17 protein-coding genes and 1 tRNA gene are annotated in these 16426 nt (G+C 60.9%); 6 read left to right on the top strand and 12 right to left on the bottom strand.

The features are described from left to right. Positions 1-22: 22 nt before the first annotated feature. Positions 23-1357 carry an oligosaccharide flippase family protein gene (locus tag H3005_RS06450; RefSeq protein ID WP_191077798.1) on the bottom strand — a complete coding sequence of 445 codons (1335 nt, stop codon included), beginning with the start codon at positions 1355-1357 and terminating at the stop codon, positions 23-25. 99 nt (positions 1358-1456) lie between these two features. Beyond that, the gene (locus tag H3005_RS06445; RefSeq protein ID WP_223880089.1) at positions 1457-2917 is read right to left on the bottom strand and encodes an undecaprenyl-phosphate glucose phosphotransferase; all 1461 of its coding nucleotides are present in this window, start codon (positions 2915-2917) and stop codon (positions 1457-1459) included. 261 nt (positions 2918-3178) lie between these two features. Here H3005_RS06445 and H3005_RS06440 point away from each other — a divergent pair, with 261 nt between their 5' ends. Together H3005_RS06440 and H3005_RS06435 are read left to right on the top strand one after the other, a co-directional pair. Then, positions 3179-3619: a low molecular weight protein-tyrosine-phosphatase gene (locus H3005_RS06440; protein WP_100552378.1), complete on the top strand. Its 441-nt coding sequence runs from the start codon at positions 3179-3181 to the stop codon at positions 3617-3619. Positions 3620-3657: 38 nt separating this feature from the next. Beyond that, a complete protein-coding gene (locus tag H3005_RS06435) occupies positions 3658-5886 on the top strand; it encodes a polysaccharide biosynthesis tyrosine autokinase (protein ID WP_100552379.1) in 2229 nt (742 codons plus the stop codon). A 180-nt stretch (positions 5887-6066) separates the two neighbouring features. On the opposite strand, the gene H3005_RS06430 is transcribed toward H3005_RS06435, so the two are convergent. The 6 genes from H3005_RS06430 to H3005_RS06405 all read right to left on the bottom strand — a co-directional run bounded on the left by H3005_RS06430 (position 6067) and on the right by H3005_RS06405 (position 11865). Beyond that, positions 6067-8187, bottom strand: coding sequence for a YjbH domain-containing protein (locus H3005_RS06430; RefSeq protein ID WP_191077797.1), 2121 nt, complete (start codon positions 8185-8187; stop codon positions 6067-6069). Beyond that, on the bottom strand, positions 8187-8960 hold the full coding sequence (locus H3005_RS06425; RefSeq protein WP_191077796.1) for a capsule biosynthesis GfcC family protein: 774 nt from the start codon (positions 8958-8960) through the stop codon (positions 8187-8189). Before H3005_RS06425 ends, H3005_RS06430 begins: the two co-directional genes overlap by 1 nt. After that, positions 8957-9649: a YjbF family lipoprotein gene (locus tag H3005_RS06420; RefSeq protein ID WP_191077795.1), complete on the bottom strand. Its 693-nt coding sequence runs from the start codon at positions 9647-9649 to the stop codon at positions 8957-8959. Before H3005_RS06420 ends, H3005_RS06425 begins: the two co-directional genes overlap by 4 nt. Before the next feature lie 13 nt (positions 9650-9662). Further along, the gene (locus H3005_RS06415) at positions 9663-10769 is read right to left on the bottom strand and encodes a polysaccharide biosynthesis/export family protein (protein WP_100552382.1); all 1107 of its coding nucleotides are present in this window, start codon (positions 10767-10769) and stop codon (positions 9663-9665) included. A gap of 87 nt (positions 10770-10856) precedes the next feature. Next, on the bottom strand, positions 10857-11165 hold the full coding sequence (locus H3005_RS06410) for a hypothetical protein (RefSeq protein ID WP_165780977.1): 309 nt from the start codon (positions 11163-11165) through the stop codon (positions 10857-10859). 109 nt (positions 11166-11274) lie between these two features. Beyond that, positions 11275-11865: a phosphatase PAP2 family protein gene (locus H3005_RS06405; protein ID WP_191077794.1), complete on the bottom strand. Its 591-nt coding sequence runs from the start codon at positions 11863-11865 to the stop codon at positions 11275-11277. Between the two features lie 109 nt (positions 11866-11974). On the opposite strand from H3005_RS06405, the gene H3005_RS06400 reads away from it, so the two are divergent. After that, positions 11975-12051 (top strand) — tRNA-Arg (locus H3005_RS06400). Positions 12052-12369: 318 nt separating this feature from the next. Here H3005_RS06400 and H3005_RS06390 read toward each other — a convergent pair. Beyond that, positions 12370-12567, bottom strand: coding sequence for a hypothetical protein (locus H3005_RS06390; protein ID WP_191077793.1), 198 nt, complete (start codon positions 12565-12567; stop codon positions 12370-12372). Between H3005_RS06390 and H3005_RS06385 the strand changes: the two genes are divergently transcribed. Together H3005_RS06385 and H3005_RS06380 are read left to right on the top strand one after the other, a co-directional pair. Further along, on the top strand, positions 12561-12953 hold the full coding sequence (locus H3005_RS06385) for a phage minor head protein (protein ID WP_331273744.1): 393 nt from the start codon (positions 12561-12563) through the stop codon (positions 12951-12953). The genes H3005_RS06390 and H3005_RS06385 overlap by 7 nt on opposite strands. Next, positions 12943-13443 carry a hypothetical protein gene (locus H3005_RS06380; RefSeq protein ID WP_191077813.1) on the top strand — a complete coding sequence of 167 codons (501 nt, stop codon included), beginning with the start codon at positions 12943-12945 and terminating at the stop codon, positions 13441-13443. Before H3005_RS06385 ends, H3005_RS06380 begins: the two co-directional genes overlap by 11 nt. A 13-nt stretch (positions 13444-13456) precedes the next feature. Here H3005_RS06380 and H3005_RS06375 read toward each other — a convergent pair whose 3' ends face one another. Together H3005_RS06375 and H3005_RS06370 are read right to left on the bottom strand one after the other, a co-directional pair. Continuing rightward, complete coding sequence (locus tag H3005_RS06375; protein ID WP_223880088.1) at positions 13457-15034, bottom strand: N-acetylmuramoyl-L-alanine amidase; 1578 nt, start codon at positions 15032-15034, stop codon at positions 13457-13459. A gap of 283 nt (positions 15035-15317) precedes the next feature. Then, the gene (locus H3005_RS06370; protein WP_191077812.1) at positions 15318-15536 is read right to left on the bottom strand and encodes a hypothetical protein; all 219 of its coding nucleotides are present in this window, start codon (positions 15534-15536) and stop codon (positions 15318-15320) included. Between the two features lie 121 nt (positions 15537-15657). Between H3005_RS06370 and H3005_RS06365 the strand changes: the two genes are divergently transcribed. Next, positions 15658-16059 carry a hypothetical protein gene (locus H3005_RS06365; RefSeq protein WP_223880087.1) on the top strand — a complete coding sequence of 134 codons (402 nt, stop codon included), beginning with the start codon at positions 15658-15660 and terminating at the stop codon, positions 16057-16059. A gap of 80 nt (positions 16060-16139) precedes the next feature. Here the strand turns inward: H3005_RS06365 and H3005_RS21035 are convergent, their stop codons facing one another. Continuing rightward, positions 16140-16268 (bottom strand): hypothetical protein, encoded by a 129-nt coding sequence (locus H3005_RS21035; protein WP_263407383.1) that lies wholly within the window; start codon positions 16266-16268, stop codon positions 16140-16142. Between the last annotated feature and the right edge of the window lie 158 nt (positions 16269-16426).

Here is a 16426-nt window from a genome sequence, read left to right as displayed (position 1 = left end):
TCAGGATTTCATTCTATTTAGGTCAATGCGCATGCTCAGTACGCGCACTTCTGAAAATAGCGGTGCGCCGAAAGTAGATGGTAATCGAGAAGAGCAGTAGTAGCCCAACCTCGGTGCCGAGGGTGGCAATCGCAGCTCCAATCGCACCGTGCTCCGGGATAAGTAGCATGTTGAGGGCCACACAGAGGGCGGCGCAGAGTGATTTGATTATCACGCGCATTCGCATTTGGGACCCTGTGGTTAAAATTGCACCGATACTGGTACTAACGAAGCGAATCGGGGCGCAGATCGCCAGGGTGGCGAGCACGGGCTTGGCGTCCTGGAACCCTGAGCCATACAGGATGTTGATGATGAGGTCGCTGGCGAGCCAGATGGCAAGTCCACATGCGGTTCCGGCCGCCAGCATCGAGGTGCCTCCGGTCTTGAGTGCACTGAGCAGCTTGGCCTGATCATGATGAGCCCATCGATGGAACTTTGACAGGAGAAACTTGGTGTAAAGCGTCGTCGGCAAAAGGTACGCTGCATTCATTATCGTAAAAGCGGCAAAATATATGCCTGCGTCGCGATCCCCTGCGAGATACAGCAGCAGAATATTGCTGCATTGGAAGTAGGCAAGGTAGAGAAGCGTGTCAGCGCCATAGGGCCATACGTGTGCGAGGGTCCTCAGCATGCTAGGCGCTTCGCCTGTGTCCTTGAGTGCCCGGTCGTAGTGGTGCCCAAGTGGTTCAAAATCTTTGCGCTGCATCCGGCGTAGCTGCTGGATTGCGACAGCAACAATGATCACTGCTGCCAGCGAGTACGCTGCGCTGGTCTCAAGGAGGATGTCGCCAGTGGCAGTCATCACGATGGGGAGGATGAGGGCGAATCTCAGCCCGTGATGAAGCATTTGCCATGCTGCGACCGATGCGAATCGTTCCTCAAGCTGGAGCTTGGTCGCCACGAGCTCGACTGCCGCGAAGCCCAAAATGCTTGGCGCCATTAAAACGAGTGTTTCAGCTGTGCGGTGGGAGCCTGGACCAAGGGCTGCGGTGAGGAGTAGCGTGAGCACTGCCAGCGTCGAGGATACTGCAAGGAGTTTCAGGCAGCCGGGAATCCATCTCGCGCCCTGACGCCCTTCTCTGCCATAAACACTGAGCCAGAAGGTTTGGATGCCAAGCCCGGCTACCTGCGATAGCAACATGCATTGCGCAAGTGCATTGCTGAAGATGCCATAGTCGCCTGGCCCCATATGTCTGCCGAGCACGACCTGGGTAAGGAAGGCCAGTCCTGCTCCCGTCAGCGAGCCGCCCCACAGGAGGCAGATCTGAATTGCGGCTGTCAGCGGAGGGGGCTTGGAGGTGCGGGGTGGGCTGCTCACAGTGTTCTTCTTGCGTCTTGCGAATGGCCGCAAGCTGGGATATTGGTCGCGACATTGCCTCGTGCTCAGGTCTGCTCTGCACTAGCTCGCGGTGGAGATTTAGTATGCGTTTTTGTTGAGAAATCCCTTGAACAGAGTCATGACGACAATCTTCAGGTCAAACGAAAGTGACCAGTTTTCAATGTAAAAGAGATCACATTCAATGCGTTTGTGAAGATCGGTAGAACCCCGCCAGCCGTTGACCTGCGCCCAGCCGGTGATGCCTGCCTTGACCATGTGCTTCTTCATGTAGGACGGAATCTCGTGCTTGAACTTGTGCACGAATACCGGCCGTTCCGGCCTCGGGCCAACAATCGACATGTCGCCCAGCAGGACGTTGATGAACTGCGGTAGCTCATCAAGGCTTGTCCTGCGCAGGAAGCTTCCTGCGCGAGTGGCGCGATTCTCGCCGGCCTTGGCCCAAACCGCCCCAGACGCGCCTTCTGCGTCAACTGGCATCGAGCGGAACTTCAGCATCCAGAACGTCTTGTTGTTCCAGCTCATCCGTTCCTGCCGATAGAAGACTGGACCTGGGGAGCTGAGCTTCACTGCGACGGCAATCGCCAGCATGATCGGGGAGATCATGAGCAGGATGAGGCCGGCAAGGATGCGGTCTTCCAGTGCCTTGATCAGACGGGCGCCGCCTTGAAGTGGGGTCTGCTGAAGATTGATGACGGGAAGGCCGGCAACTTGTTCGACGGAGTGATTCAGCAGGTGCAGTCCGAACATGTCGGGCACGAATTTGATGTCGGCCGTTGAGTGCTGCAGCTGATTCAGGGCAATCGCAATGTTGTCTTCATCGCGCATCGGGAGCGCAATCCAGACCTGATCGATATGATTGGCCTCCACATAGGCGCCGAGCCCGTCCAGCTCTCCCAGTTTGCTTGCGTGCTGAACACTGCCGCGATCAGATGGTGTTGCAAACCAGCCGCGCACGTCGATGCCTGCCCAGGTCGCCGACCTCAGGGAACTGACGATGTGCTGCGAATCGGGGGTGGCGCCCACGATGACGGCACTTCGCAAATCTGCGCCCCGGGCTCGGATCCAGCCGGCTATGGTGCGAACGCCAATTCGGAGGGCAAATGCGCCAGCCAGGCTCAATCCAAACCAGGCAGCAAGCCAGATCCGTGAAAGCTCATCGGTCACCTGGATGGCAGTGGAGTAGGCGAGAAGGCCGCCGAAGATCACGGCAAGCTTCATCAGGACCTGGCCAAACTCCGCGAGCAAGCTGCGCCCGCGCCAGCTCTCGTACAATGATGACGATCCAAGGACGAGAAGTGCGAAAAGCAGCGTGATGGCGACCAGCCGGACATAGTTCATCGGCATCTGCAGTTCGCCGAATCTCAGTGCATGGGCCGCCAGTGCGGCTGCTACCAGAACGACGGGATCTCCGATCCTCAGGGCGAGGCCCAGTGCGGGTCCAAACCTGCTTCCTGAGGTGTTCCAAAGTCCGGCATGGTGCCGGGCGGGCACGTAAGACATGTCGATTTCTTCCTTGTTGAGGATCTGTGCATCCAGCAATCGCCTCGCTGCCCGGGGGCTGGCGGCGCCGATCCGGCGGTCAGTCCAACCAGTTAGCTGTTACAATCGATCACACGATGATAACAGAACCTTCACCCTGTCGTGACACAGGTCCGGTTTTGGGAGTGTCAGGAGCTGGGGTGCGTCGCTCGGTTGAGCTGGGTGGCACGTTGATGCAGGTATACTGGTTGGCTAACTTTCGTATGCGAAGCGTGGGTGGCTGGCGTACGTACTTCATGTCGACCGCCAGAGGATTGGCTCATGTTCAACAAGGTGCTGTTGGTCTGCATCGGAAACATCTGCCGAAGCCCAACCGCAGAGATTCTCATGCGGCACCAGCTTCGGGATCGCGCTGGGGTGCATGTCTCCTCCGCAGGGCTTCAGGCATTGGTCGGTCGGCCGATAGATGAGACCGCAGGAGAGTTGCTTCGGGAGAAGGGGCATGATCCTGGCTCCCATCGAGGGCGTCTGGCGACACCGTCTGTGTTGTCGGCGGCCGACCTGGTGCTGGTGATGGAGCAGTCCCATGTGGCGAGAATTGCCCGTGAGGTTCCCCAGGTGAGCGGCAAGACATTCCTGCTGGGCCATTGGGATGGGAAGGCAGAGATCCCCGACCCCTATCGCCAGCAGCGGATCGCGTTTGAACACGTCTACGGTTTGATCGAGCAGGGCGTCGCCCGCTGGGCAAGCCATATCAAGTAATTGCCGCGCTGGTGCGGTGTTTTCAAGAAACGGATGCTATGACCAAGGAAACCAGTGCGCGGCCCACCCGCGAAGACGACGAGATTGACCTGCGGGATCTGCTGGGCGTACTCATTGATCGCAAATGGTGGATTCTGGGCACGACCTTCCTGTTCGTGCTGGTTGGTGCTGCCTACGCCATCTTGACGCCACCGGTGTATCGGGCCGAGGCCACGGTGCAGGTCGAGTCGAAGATGCCCACCATTCCGGGTCTTTCGGATCTGACCTCTTTGGGGGGCGGTGGCAGCACTGCGTCCACTACGGAAGTTGCGCTGCTGACGTCGCGTACGATTGTCGGTACCGCGGTTGACAAGATGCAGCTCGAGACGGTCGTCGAGCCCGTGCGTTTCCCGTTGGTGGGTGGGCTGATTGCGCGCCGCTTCTCGGGTGAAGCTGAAAACGAGGTGGCGGCTCCCGTTCTGGGGCTTTCCCGCTATGGCTGGGGTGGTGATGAGCTGAAGATTCATCGCCTGGACGTTCCTGCTCGGTTGCTTGACGAACCGATGACTCTTGTCGCAGGTGACAATGCCGGGGAGTACTCGCTTCTCGATGACGAGGGCGAGGTGATCCTTGCCGGTAAGGTCGGCATGCCTTTCGAGGCGCGCGGGATCAAGATTGAAGTGGCGAGCCTGAGCGCCAATCCGGGAATGCGCTTCAAGCTGGCCAAGCAGCGCCGCCTTGACGTCATCGCAGGGTTGCAGGAAGACATCCGTGCATCCGAACAGGGCAAGGACTCCGGCATCCTGCGCGTCAGCTATGAAGACACCGATGCGGATCGAGCCCAGGCGCTGGTGCAGAACATTGCCGAAGCGTACGTTCGGCAGAATGTCGACCGTGGCTCTGCTGAGGCGGCAACGCAGCTCGCCTTTGTGAAGGATCAGCTGCCAACCGTTCGCAAGCAGGTTGAGGATGCGCAGGCGGCCATGGCGGCCTACCAGTCCCGTTCAAATTCCGTCGACATCACGATGCAGACCAAGGGGCTGCTCGAGCAGGAGGTTGCCGTTGAGGCAAGCATCCAGCAGCTGCGCCTGAAGCAGGCGGAGATGGATCGCAGCTTCACGCGTGAGCATCCCGCCTACCGTGCGATGCTCAACCAGATCGGCGAGCTTGAGGCGCGCAAGAGTGGTTTCCGTCGTGAGGTCAGCGCTCTGCCTGATACGCAGCAGGAGCTGCTGCGACATACCCGGGATCTCCAGGTCAGCAACGAGCTTTACACTGCGCTGTTGAACCAGGCGCAGCAGTTGGATGTTGCGCGGGCTGGCACGGTGGGCAACGTCCGGATCGTGGACGATGCGATCGTCGATATCAGCAAGCCGGTGAAGCCTCGCAAGTCGTTGATCGTTCTTGTGTCGTTCCTGCTGGGCGCATTCCTGTCCACGGCTGCCGTGTTCCTTCTGCGCATGCTCAATCCTGGCGTGGAAGATCCGGCACAGATCGAAGAGCTGGGCCTGCCGGTGTATGCAGCCATTCCGCTCAGCAACTCACGCAATCTTCTGAGGGTTCAGAAGGGCAAGGGTGGCAAGAAGCGCGTGGTGGCAGATGGGCGCTCCCACCTTCTGGCTGCCGCCGAGCCTGCAGACCTGGCAGTGGAAGCATTGCGCAGCCTCCGCACAAGCCTGCACTTTGCGATGCTCGAGGCCAAGAACAATATTCTGGCCATCTCGGGGCCGCGGCCCGGTGTTGGCAAGACCTTCATTTCGGCGAACCTGGCGGCCGTGGTCGCCCAGGCGGGCCAGAAGGTTCTTGTCATCGACGTTGATATGCGAAAGGGCACCCTGCACAAGGTGCTGGGCGTATCGCATACGGGTGGTCTGTCTGACGTGCTGGCCGGTAAGGTGACTCTGCAGGATGCCATCCATACCGTCGCGGGCCTGGAGGGCATGCATTACATCACCCGGGGTGATATCCCGCCGAACCCGTCCGAGCTGCTGATGCACCCGCGGTTCCTGCAGCTGCTGGAAGACCTGGCCAAGGAATACGACCTGGTGATCGTCGATACGCCGCCGATTCTTGCTGTCACCGACGCTGCCATTGTGGCCAACCATGCCGGCTCTACCTTGATGGTGACCCGATTCGGCGTGAACCAGCCGAAGGAGATCGAGCTCTCGATGAAGCGCTTCGAGCAGAATGGCGTAAAGGTGAAGGGCGCAATCTTCAACGCCGTCGAGAAGCGTGCGACGGGCTACTACAGCTACGGCTATTACGAGTACGCCTCAAACGAGAAGTGATTGCTGCTGGGCGGGTTGGGTGAAGAGCCTTCTCCCGCAAGACAGAAAGGGCTGGTTGCTCGCGCAACCGGCCCTTTCTTTTGGCTGCAGGGTGCTTGGTCAACGCAGGCAAACGAGAAGGGCCGGCTGCGCTGGCAACCGGCCCTTTCTGGGTTCTCTGTCGAACGGGGCGGGTACCCTTCAGTCGTCGATTCTGTCCAGATTGTCGAAGAAGAAGTCCGGATCCCGCTCCGACGTCAGCTGGTACAGCGCATAGTTTCGGCTCAGGCGTGCACCGCCATCTCGATACAGCGGATTCCAGGCGAACGTCGCACGCGCGCGTGTCGAACGAGGCAGCAGGAAGTCGAAGGGGATCGAGATGAAGATGCCCTTGTCGAAACTGCCTTCGCCAAAGTCCTTGGAGGAAGCGTCGGTCTTGGTGGCGTATGCCCCCATGTTCACGCCGTTGTCGAAGGCGCGTGCGACCGAAACCGTGGCGCCCCAGTCCTTGGCCAGGTAGCGGCCGGCACTGATCATGCTGGTGATCTTGTGCTCATCGCCCCATTGATAGTAGAAGCTGGCGTGGCCGGTGGTGGTGCTGTAGTCACGGAAGCTGAAGCGCTGATCGAAATCGCGTTGCTTCACCCAGTTCAACTCGGCACCCACCGCCCAGCGTTCATTGAGCGGGCGGTAGAGGATCTCACCGCCCACGCCGCCATACATGGCCTCGAACAGCCCGGCATAGGCGGAGCCGTACAGGTCCTTGCCCAGCTGATGATTGCTGGTCAACTGCAGGTTGGTCAGGGTCAGGTCTTCGGTGGTCAGGTAGCGACGGATGTTGGTGCGGACGCGGGGCAGGTTGCTCGGCGCGTCGTAGCGGAAACGGTCGTAGTTGTTGTACGCGTTGTAGCTGGCGGTTCCGCTAAGCCAGGTGTTGCGCGTGAAGTGGAAATTGGCCGAGTACGTGCCTGCAACCTGGAACAGGAAGAAGCCATCCGGACCGCCCAGCTGCTGCTGGTATCCGATGTTGAAGGCGCCGTCATAGCGCCGAAGTGGCGCCGTATACAGGCTCTCACGGCGCTGCTGTGCAGGCGATGCCTGTTCGATATGGCCCGCCAACTCGTTCAGTGGGGTGCGATTGTCGAGGTAGCTGTTGAAGGTGCTGCGCTCGATGCTGCTTTCGACAACGGGTACACCCAAGCGGGTGTTCTGGATCGTGAACCACGTCGTATCGGAAGGCAGTTCTGCATCAAGAATGCGTGCCGCGCGGCCGATGCCCTGTGCCGGGTAGTAGAACCGGCGCTGTTCTCCACTGACGATGACTTCCGACCCGCGTCGGCTGATGCCCGTGACGCGAAGACCGGCGTTGTCTTCCAGGGTGCGGCTCAACGTGGGCCAGTCGATGTCATCCATTGACTGTGCCGGCGGCGTCGCTGATGCGCGTGCGACCGGGGGAGGATCCAACAACTTGGGCGTGGACTTCGCCTGCGCCACATTGCCGCGCAGGGTGATGCCGAACATGGCCGTGTCACCACGCTCCCAGCCAAGATGCAGCTGCACGTTGTGATTCAGTGCATAGCTTGCGCCCAGGTTGATCGGGCTCCTCTGCGTTTGATTGTTGTTCTGCGGTTCGTGCTTGTAGTCGTTGCCGTCGTACTCAAGCTTCAGCTGCAGGGGTTCCCAAGGTGTCTGGTAGGCGATGCCGCCGAAGATGCCGACGGGGCCGCGGAACATGCCCTTGCTGTTGAAGTTGCCGGTGCCTTGCGCGCGCGGGCGCCCTTCAAAGCGGTCGCTGATCACCCGAAGCGGGTTCGAGAAATCGCCTCGATTGCCGATGTAGCCGGTGGCGAGGCCGAGGCTTGCATCGATAGGTCCGAACCGCTTGCTTGCAACCAGGTATTCGCTGGAGAACAGGCCGGTGCCGCCGATATCGCGGAAGCCTGCGGAAAGCTCAGGTGCCCATCGGCTTTCCTGCCACAGCCGGACCTTCAGATCGATCGATTTGTCCTTGTAGTTCTGTTGTCCGCTCAGCCATTCCGGGCCGTAGCGTCGGTTTGCCACCGAAACGTACCGGAATGCACCTTCAATCCACGGAAGGGGCTGCATCACCACGTTGTAGCGACTGTAGGGCGAGGTGTGGCTTGCGGTGAAGCTCACATCGCCGTCGTCGGCCATGCGCGCGGTCGGTGTCTGCAGCAGGCCAACGCCGCCCCAATCGCTCGCGGTGGGCGCAGGGGCGGTCTGTGCCTGCAATGCGGCGCTGACGCCCAGGCTGAGAAGGGCAACGCTGGCGCGTGCCAGTGGGATGGAGCGATGGCGCATCAGTATGAAACTCCGGGTGCATCCAGCACCTGGGTGGCAAGGAAGCGCACGGCGTCCTCGTTGACATCGGGGGCGATGGCGCGGATCTTCGTCGCGCTCAATGGCACGTAGATCACGGCGCCAGGTGCCAGGTGCATGGGCGCGCTGCGGTTCCACAGCGCCACGCCGAGCTGCTGTACCTTGCCGTCGGGCTGGATGATGTAGAGATCATCCCGGCTTGCGGCGGGCAGGATCGGGCAGGCGCTGCGGTAGCTCCGCGCGTCGAGCGTGAATTGATGTTTGAGCCTGCACGGCTGAACTACCGCGCCAACAACCTGCACGGTATCGGGTCGGCCGGGATAGACAAGGCGGTCGCCCTCAAGCGAGGGCCGGTTTTCCGCGGAACTGGCTTCCAGTCGACGCGGATCAAGCAGCTGCGACTCGCGCCCGGTCACTGGCAGGTCGCCGAGTTCGCGCGCCAACTGTGCAGCCGCGTCGGCAAGCTCCGGTGCATCCTCCTGAGAGGCGAGCGTTTCGAGGTCGAAGAGCAGGCCCGCTTTCAGACGGGTCTGGGGCAGCAGTGAGCGTTGCCGAAGCAGCGCCGCGCCCAGCATGTAGGCCTCTGCATCCGGAGCTGCTGCGAGTGCGGCCGCGCTGAGGCGAGCCCCCGCAGGGAGAGTGTGCGCGCCGGGATTGCGGACATGGCCAGCCGTCTCGACGCCGATCGGCGATGAGGCGTGGGCATGGAAGGTCAGGGCCAGTGCCAGCGCAAGGAGAGTCGATCGCACTGTCATCGGTTCTGCAGGTCCTGCGAGTAGGGCTTGAGCTGGACAACTTCCAGGCTGGTGTCGGGCGCGATGGCCTGGATGCTCTTCCAGATGAATCCGTTGGCAGGATCGACCCAGTAGTGGTTGTCCCGTTTCCATCCGTTGCCTGAAAGCCGTTCGCGGACATGCAGCAGGTCGCGATCGCTCTCCAGTATCCGGACCTTTTCCCTGCCCAGGGTGGCCAAGGTGCCGGTGACGTTCATTCCGTACCTGTAACCAGGCATGGCGTCGTAGCGCCGCTGCACGGTCGTGCCGTCTGTTATCCGATGCAGGGCGTGGAAGGGAGACTCCCCTTCAATGGTCATGTCCTGCAGTTCGGGGGTGCTGCGGTGGGTCCCCACGACGATGCCATCCCTGAGAAAGACGATGCTTCGCTCGGAGCTGTACCAGGCTTGGCGCCCGGAATCGATGTTGCCGAGTACCAGCACCGCGCCGCCCGCTGGGCCGACGACCTTGATCTGCGGGTAGCGATTGGCCGCAACCTGCGCTGCCGTGGGCTCTACGTCAGGCTTGCCCTGCAGTGCGATCTGGACCGACTTGACGCTGGTCTTGCCCACAACGCCGCAACTGGTTGCGGCGACGAGGGCAAGCAGGGCCAGCGCCACATGGCGCTGGCGGATTGCGTGTCGGGTAGCCGCCTGAGCGATCCTGCTCATGGTGCGGGCCACCTTACTTGTCCAGGTCGCTGCGCGCGCTGGCGGCGTTGCTGATGATGGAGGTGAACGGCAGCAGCTGGTTCACGAACCTGCTCCACCGGGTCACGCCAGCGGCACCGACAAACACGACGTCGCCTGGCTGCAGGTCAAACTGGCTGGCAACGGCAAATGCGGTCGGGGACTTGGCCTCCAGGTGGAACACCTGCGACGGGGTGCTCTGCAGGTCGTTCGATCCGCGGATCACGTAGACAGCGTTGCCGTTGGAGGTGGTCTGCAGCAGGCCGCGCGCGCGCCCAAGTGCCTGGCTCAGGGAAATTTCGCCCGTCTTGAAATTCATTGCGCCGGGCTGGTTTACTTCACCGACCACGAAGACTTCCTTGTGGTCGAGGTAGGGCACATAGATGTGGTCCCCGGCCTTGAGGAACACGTTGGTGTCACCGCCGCCATTGCGACCGAGCCGATCGAGGTCGATGGTATAGGTGGTGCCATCCCGCGTCAGGCGGATGCCCGACAGATCGGCCTGCGCCGGGTCCAGGCCCGCCTGGCTGATGGCATCGCCCATCGTCAGCGGGGTTACCGTCAGCGGAACGGTGGCGGCCTGGCGCGAGGCGCCGGTCACCCATACGCGCTGGCTGGCGTAGGTCAGCATGGAAACGTCGACCTGCGGCGCTTCGATGTAGCGAGCCAGTTTGCTGGAGATTTCTTCGCGAAGTTCGCCGGGCGTCTTGCCCGTGGCGGCGATCTTGCCGATATAGGGATAGAACAGCGTGCCGTCGGACTGCACGAGGCGACCGGCAGCGTTGAGCTGTTGCTGGGGGCCTGCCGGCACCGTCAGTTCCGGATGATCCCAGACCGTGATGTAGAGGATGTCGCCGGCGCCAATGCGATATGGGCCCGGTTGATACTGGACCAGGGCGGCGGGGAGGGCCGCGATATCACGGCTGGCACGCTCCATGGCGATCAACTTCGGCGTGATTGGAATCAGATCGATCTGGTCATTGCCGATGGGCTGATCATCGCGAGCGAAGGTGCTCGAGCGAAGGTGCTGGCCTGGAGCCCACATGCAGCCGGTCAGGGTGAGTGCCACCGTCATTGTGGCTACGAAACGCTTGCAGTCCATCGAAATCTGTTCCTGGCCCGAACGGGCATGAAAAAACCCTCGCCGAACGTCGCCCGGCGAGGGCGGGGTACTGCTTCGGCGGACCGATCAGTTCGTGCCGGTGGTGCCGGTGGTGCCGGTCGTACCGGTGGTGCCGGTCGGCGGGTTGGTGGTGCCGGTACCGCCATTGTTGCCCGCGTCATCCTTGCTGCTGTCCGCAGCAACGCTGTACAGCACGCCGGCGGCGGCAATGCCGAGGCCCACGGTCGCTGCAGTGGTCAGGGTGCCGGTGGCGGCAGCGCCAGCAGCTTCAGCACCAGCAACTTCGGCACTGGTTTCAGCGGCGACCGGAGCTTCCTGAGCGAACACCGGCGAGGACAGGCCCAGCAGGGCCAGGGCGGCAATCATCTTCTTCATCTACGGGGTCTCCTACTCCGTGAGGGAAATTTTTCCACCGCTATGTTGGCTGCTATTCATTTGCCCTGTCAAGGAATGTGAAGCGGTTGTGAAGCCTGGTTCGCGGAATTCAGAAGTGTTCGAAGATTTCCACCCTGCCCGAGACGAACTTCGCCAGTGCGATGACCAACTGATGCGTGTGTATGTCCGGCAGGCTGACGGGCAGGATCACTCCGGCGACCATGGCGGCCAGTACAACAATGGCCCTGGGCCGGCCCGATGGCGGTGTGATGCGCATTGCCCATGCACCGCAGGCCAGCCCTAGCGTCAGCCCGGCAACGATCTCGGACAAACTGTGGGCATGCAATGGAATTCGTGACCAGGCAATCGCCGCTGCAAGAGCGCATCCCGCCGCCAGGCCGATTCGTCGGTGGGCGCGGTTGGGGCCTGCCAGAATCGCACCCACAACAGGATAGACAACGCTGGACATGGCCGCATGTCCTGAAAAACCGGTGAAATGCAGGCTCTTGATGCCCACCCCCCAACCCATGAAAGCCAGCTTGGAAACGAGCGTCACGGTCGCAGTAAGCACGATGGCGATCAGCCACCGGAATTTCAAAGCCCTGTCGGTGGGTGGCAGGGTAAACAGCAGCACCAGCGCCATCGGCAGCAGCCAGCGGCTGTCGCCAAGGGTGGAGAGCGTTCGCCAGACGTCGGACATCCAGTTCACAACGGGTCGCGGCGGGCCAGCATATCTACTCTGAATCCCGTGCAGAACATCCTCCGCTTGGTCCATTCAGCTGGACACGGTATCCTTTGCCGCTGCCGATGGCCCCGTAGCTCAGCTGGATAGAGCGTCCCCCTCCTAAGGGGAAGGTCGCCCGTTCGAATCGGGCCGGGGTCACCACAATCAATAAGTTGGGCAGCCGCAGCGGCGGGCATTTCCCACTGTTTCCCGGATATTCACAGGATTTGGTCCCAGCGGTCCCGCTCAGTACTTGAGCTTTGCCACTGCGCCATCGTCGCCTTCAGGCGTCAGATGGGCGTAGTACTTCTCGGTCGTGGCGTAATCAGCGTGCCCGGCCAGGATCTGCACCCGTCGCAACGGCACCCCGGCCATGACCAGTGGGCGCAGAAGGTGCGCCGCAGCCGGTGTAGGCTGCCGCCGATTCCAGCTGTTTGTCATCCGAGGCGGACCAGTCGGACAACGTGTCCTTGTGCGCGGCTACAAGCGGAGCGGGTAGGGGAGACCGGGCGCCGCACCGGTGGCGTAGTCGGGCTCACCGCGCAACAGGCGCAGTTCGTTGTCAACGTTCGGCAGCAGCTGGCCAGCGGTGATCCGGTTCAGATGGCGCAGCACTTCGGCGGCAATCGCCGCGACAAGCGCCTGGATGGGATCGTCACGTGGGCCAGCCGGTGGCACCGGCAGACACCGAGAAGATCGCTGCGCGCTATGCGGACAGGCTGCTGGCGCTGCGCGGCGAGATGATCGCCCGCACGGAGTCGATCGCCGCTATGAACGCTGGGCGCGAGGATGCGTTCCGGCAGCCGGTCGAGGCGGGGCGACTGGTGCCCGAAAACGTGACGGGGACTTGGTCAGCCACGGGCGACGACCGGACCCGGCACAGTCATCAGGCAATGAACAATCAGGCGCGCCCCTTCGGTGTGCCGTTCCAGACCCCGAGCGGCGCGCTGCTGCGCTTCCCTGGCGACACGTCGCTGGGCGCGGGGGCGGAGGAAATCATCGGGTGCGGCTGCACGAAGCACTACCGGGTCGACATGGTGGCGGAGGTGAAGCGTGGCCAGTAAGTTCGGCGCTCAGGTACGTGCCTTCACTGAGAAGGCCAAAGTCATTCAGGGCGCCATCTTCCGAGAGTGGGCAACGAAGCTGATGGAGGCGGCCAGCACCCCGGAGGGTCAGGGCGGCAGGATGCCGGTCGACACAGGGTTCCTGCGCAACTCGGTGGCCGCCTCGGTGGAGGGCATGCCGACTGATGGCGCACAGGCGCCGGCGCTGGTGTTCGCCACCGTGGAGCTGGGCGAAACCGTGTGGGCCGCTTGGACCGCGAAGTACGCCACCCTCTGCGGCCAGATTGCGGCCATGTGCTATTCCGCCCAGATCGAAGCCGCTTACCAGAAGCTGGTCCGCATGACCGGCGCCACCGTGTCGCTGCAGGAGTTCGCTGCACTCTACGCCCACGATCCGGGCAAGAAGCGGCCCAAGACCCCGAAGGCGGTAGAGGGCGCCTTCGGGATCTATCGATCAGCTGGACGGGCTCAAGTAGAGAGAACAGGCTGATCTATACGGCTAGTTACACGCAGGTAATCGAGGTGCGAACCATCGGGCTCTTTACGCCATCACTGTCTTCCAAGTAGCGGTCCAGCACGATGACGCTGCCTGAAACTGGGTAAGCGGTGGTGCAGCGGGCCACGGCATTAAGCGTGCCTGGCGCGCTTCCAGGGGAAACATACTGCGTAGAGTTCTGGCTACAAAGATAGTTTGGCGGGCAGGTCACAACTTTGCTGCGAAGGTAGAGCGGATAGGTAGGAGACCCTACAAACTGCACGGTGTAAGGGATGTCTCTGCGGGGTGGCCCAGTGACTGCCGGCACATTGGTGATCGTCAGTGGCCGGCAATCGGTCTCACCCTTCTTGAACGTGCGGTAGCCCTTTTCCACCCCTTTCATGGCCGCTGAGCGGAACGCCGAGTCTTGAAGTGCCGCGGCGTCTTCGGTGTTGCTGTGGAATGCTACCTCGATCAGTGCGGTTGGCATCTCGGGATCACGCACTTCTGCTTTGTTACTGCCATTGACGAGGGCTGGCCTGATGACGAAGTCCGAGTAGTTCTCCAGCGCATTAATCTGTTCTTTCATGTAGCAGAGGATGTTGTTGGAAAGCTGCACAGATGATGGGTCATCTAACTGAGTCATCACCAGTGCCCCGCGTGCCGTCGGTCCGGCTGCGTTGGTATGTAGTGAGATGAAAGTTTCGGCATTGATGTGGTTGGCATACTTCGCTCGAGCCATCACGTCTTCGTCATATTCTCGAAGATTTTCATTGCCGGGTTTCCCGTTGGGATACAAATTCCAGATCTTGGGGCCTTCGTTTGGCAGTAATGACTTGATGTAATAGCGGGCGGCCAGATCCTTCCATGGAAGGTTGCTCTCCGGCTCGATGAAAGGCATCAAGATGTCACGGGTATGGCGAACGTCGGTTGCGTACATGTAACTGCGGGAGGTTAGGTACGTATCTAGAGTCGAGGCGTATTGCGGTGTGACGTCGTCCTCGTAGACGTTCGTGGTGCCGGCGTAGGGGGTGGGGCGCTCGTACTTCCACACATTCTCGCCATGGTGGAAGTACTTGCCGTGGCCTGGATTGATCAGAACCAGACCTGGTAAAGGGCCACTCGCGGCGCGGGTGCTGCGCTGGTCCTTGCGCTTTAGTAGGCGCTCTGGTGGGAAAATTTCGTTGATCGTTTTACCCCCAATTCGTGCAATAACGTACTTGAATCCGACAGTTCCGGACAGGTACTCGTAAAGCTCCGCTTCTACTTCGCCTAATTTATCGCCGAATTCTTCACTGAACTCTGTTTGTCCTTTAGGGGTATAGCCCGAATCTAGATCTATCCAGACGATGCCTGTGGAAAGGTCGGGAGTGATTCTGACGAATACATGCTTTTCTTGGCCGGGAAGTCGCGGTTGCCTATCGACAAAACGTTGTAGCTCAGGCTCGAGTTGACGGAAAATCGTCGTACTCTCCGCCACTGAGGGGAGCGGTCTTTCATCTTTGTTTTGTGATTGTTGCGAACTTGCAGTGCTGGCGAATGCCAAAGAAAGTGCTAACCCTGCGGCCATAAAAGCCGATTTCTTACTGCACGTAACAGACATCATGCATCTCCTTTGCTGATGGATCCCCGCCTTCGAGGGTATCAGCAATGGGTGTGCGATATGAACACTGCGCGTGTCTATATATGTTGAGAAAAAGTTAATGTGATCAGCGGTGGCTCTGCGAACACGAGCGTGCCCCGTAGGGTAATTCCCAGGCATCGGCGTGTGGTTGCCCAATGGTGTCGACCCGGTAGGTCGGGCATTATGGCCCTGCCGGATCCAGGGCCGAAGGCCGCTCAGCCCGGAGGCGCCTGAGTAGCGCCGCCCCGGCCCATCCCTGAGTTGCTTAGCGGCCACGGACTTCGCCCATTTGCTCGGTCAAAACGGTTAGAGACTGCTGAAAGGCTGCGGTGAAGAGAGCGCTACTGTCATTCATATGCTTGGCGGCAATGGTGGGAAGAAGCTGTCGCCAGGCATCGGCTAGGTTGTCGGGTGCGGGGTGGGTCAGTACTACCTCGTTGTCGCGGTGGATACCTTGGCTGAAGATGCCCGCACGGGTGCTCATTCGGCAGGTGCAAAGCTGTTGCTGATCCCTCAGCACAACCTGGTGCTGGCCACGCGCGGCTCTACCCAGTTCTTCCTCCGCATCTACGAGTTGGCAGGCCAGTTCCCGCGCCGACTTCACGATGGAGCAACTCTCCGCAGAGCTAGGTCTGGTCATTGACCAGCTTTGGCCGAACTACGAGAAGGCGGTAGCCGAGGCGAGTCTTCCGCTAGAGAAGCTCGGGACCGAGTTGGTGCTTGGAGGCTGGTCGCCCAAGAACGGCCGGATGGTGGCCACGGCCTATGCCACGAGCGACAGTTCCCGCAGAACTGTGGTGCAACCATTGGATGGGGGCTTGGCTTCGCCCGGAGAGCCGTTGGCAGGTAGGCCGGACAGCTTCGCCGCAGCTGATTTGCTCGCAGCAGGAAAGAGCCAAGCTGCTTGGCTCAATAATCAGGAGGGACGTCAGGTGGCTGGGGGGCGGCTGCTGGCTGGGTTCCTGCAGAAGAACCAAGCCGTCGTGAAGGACCTCGGAGCCATATGAAATTGCCGGGGGCTATAGGCAATTGTCCCCGCTTGCGCGGGGACTGTTGGTTCTGAATCGGTCAGGCGTCCTGCTTCAGCCTACTGCTGGCAGTAGAACTCGGCAGAGACTTCGTTGGTCCGGTCGTAGTAGTCATTGGGCATGTTTCCGTTGCCGGAGTAAACGAGTTCCGCGCGCCGCATGTAGCTGATGGCGTAGGTCCCAGGCACGTTACACGTTGCCGGAATTGCTCCCGTGTAAGTTTGGCCGCCGAATGTGTGCGAGTACTCGGTGCAGGAGTAGCCCCCGCCAAGATTTTCGGGTTCGGGTCTGCAGTAGCCAAAGCTTCCCCCCATATTTTGCGCCCAGCCCGTGTTCGCGTCAGACG

The sequence above is a fragment of the Stenotrophomonas sp. Br8 genome (assembly GCF_014763005.1).
Classification (GTDB): domain Bacteria; phylum Pseudomonadota; class Gammaproteobacteria; order Xanthomonadales; family Xanthomonadaceae; genus Stenotrophomonas; species Stenotrophomonas lactitubi.
This window is presented reverse-complemented; position numbering and strand designations above follow the sequence as displayed.

Excerpts from the sequence above, each read along its gene's own strand:
- H3005_RS06435 (WP_100552379.1), top strand. The coding sequence starts at position 3,658 with ATGACCAAGGAAACCAGTGCGCGGCCCACCCGCGAAGACGACGAGATT.
- H3005_RS06410 (WP_165780977.1), bottom strand. The coding sequence starts at position 11,165 with ATGAAGAAGATGATTGCCGCCCTGGCCCTGCTGGGCCTGTCCTCGCCG.
- H3005_RS06370 (WP_191077812.1), bottom strand. The coding sequence starts at position 15,536 with ATGAGCACCCGTGCGGGCATCTTCAGCCAAGGTATCCACCGCGACAAC.
- H3005_RS06430 (WP_191077797.1), bottom strand. The coding sequence starts at position 8,187 with ATGCGCCATCGCTCCATCCCACTGGCACGCGCCAGCGTTGCCCTTCTC.
- H3005_RS06405 (WP_191077794.1), bottom strand. The coding sequence starts at position 11,865 with ATGTCCGACGTCTGGCGAACGCTCTCCACCCTTGGCGACAGCCGCTGG.
- H3005_RS06415 (WP_100552382.1), bottom strand. The coding sequence starts at position 10,769 with ATGGACTGCAAGCGTTTCGTAGCCACAATGACGGTGGCACTCACCCTG.
- H3005_RS06420 (WP_191077795.1), bottom strand. The coding sequence starts at position 9,649 with ATGAGCAGGATCGCTCAGGCGGCTACCCGACACGCAATCCGCCAGCGC.
- H3005_RS06440 (WP_100552378.1), top strand. The coding sequence starts at position 3,179 with ATGTTCAACAAGGTGCTGTTGGTCTGCATCGGAAACATCTGCCGAAGC.
- H3005_RS06425 (WP_191077796.1), bottom strand. The coding sequence starts at position 8,960 with ATGACAGTGCGATCGACTCTCCTTGCGCTGGCACTGGCCCTGACCTTC.
- H3005_RS06375 (WP_223880088.1), bottom strand. The coding sequence starts at position 15,034 with ATGATGTCTGTTACGTGCAGTAAGAAATCGGCTTTTATGGCCGCAGGG.
- H3005_RS06365 (WP_223880087.1), top strand. The coding sequence starts at position 15,658 with ATGGAGCAACTCTCCGCAGAGCTAGGTCTGGTCATTGACCAGCTTTGG.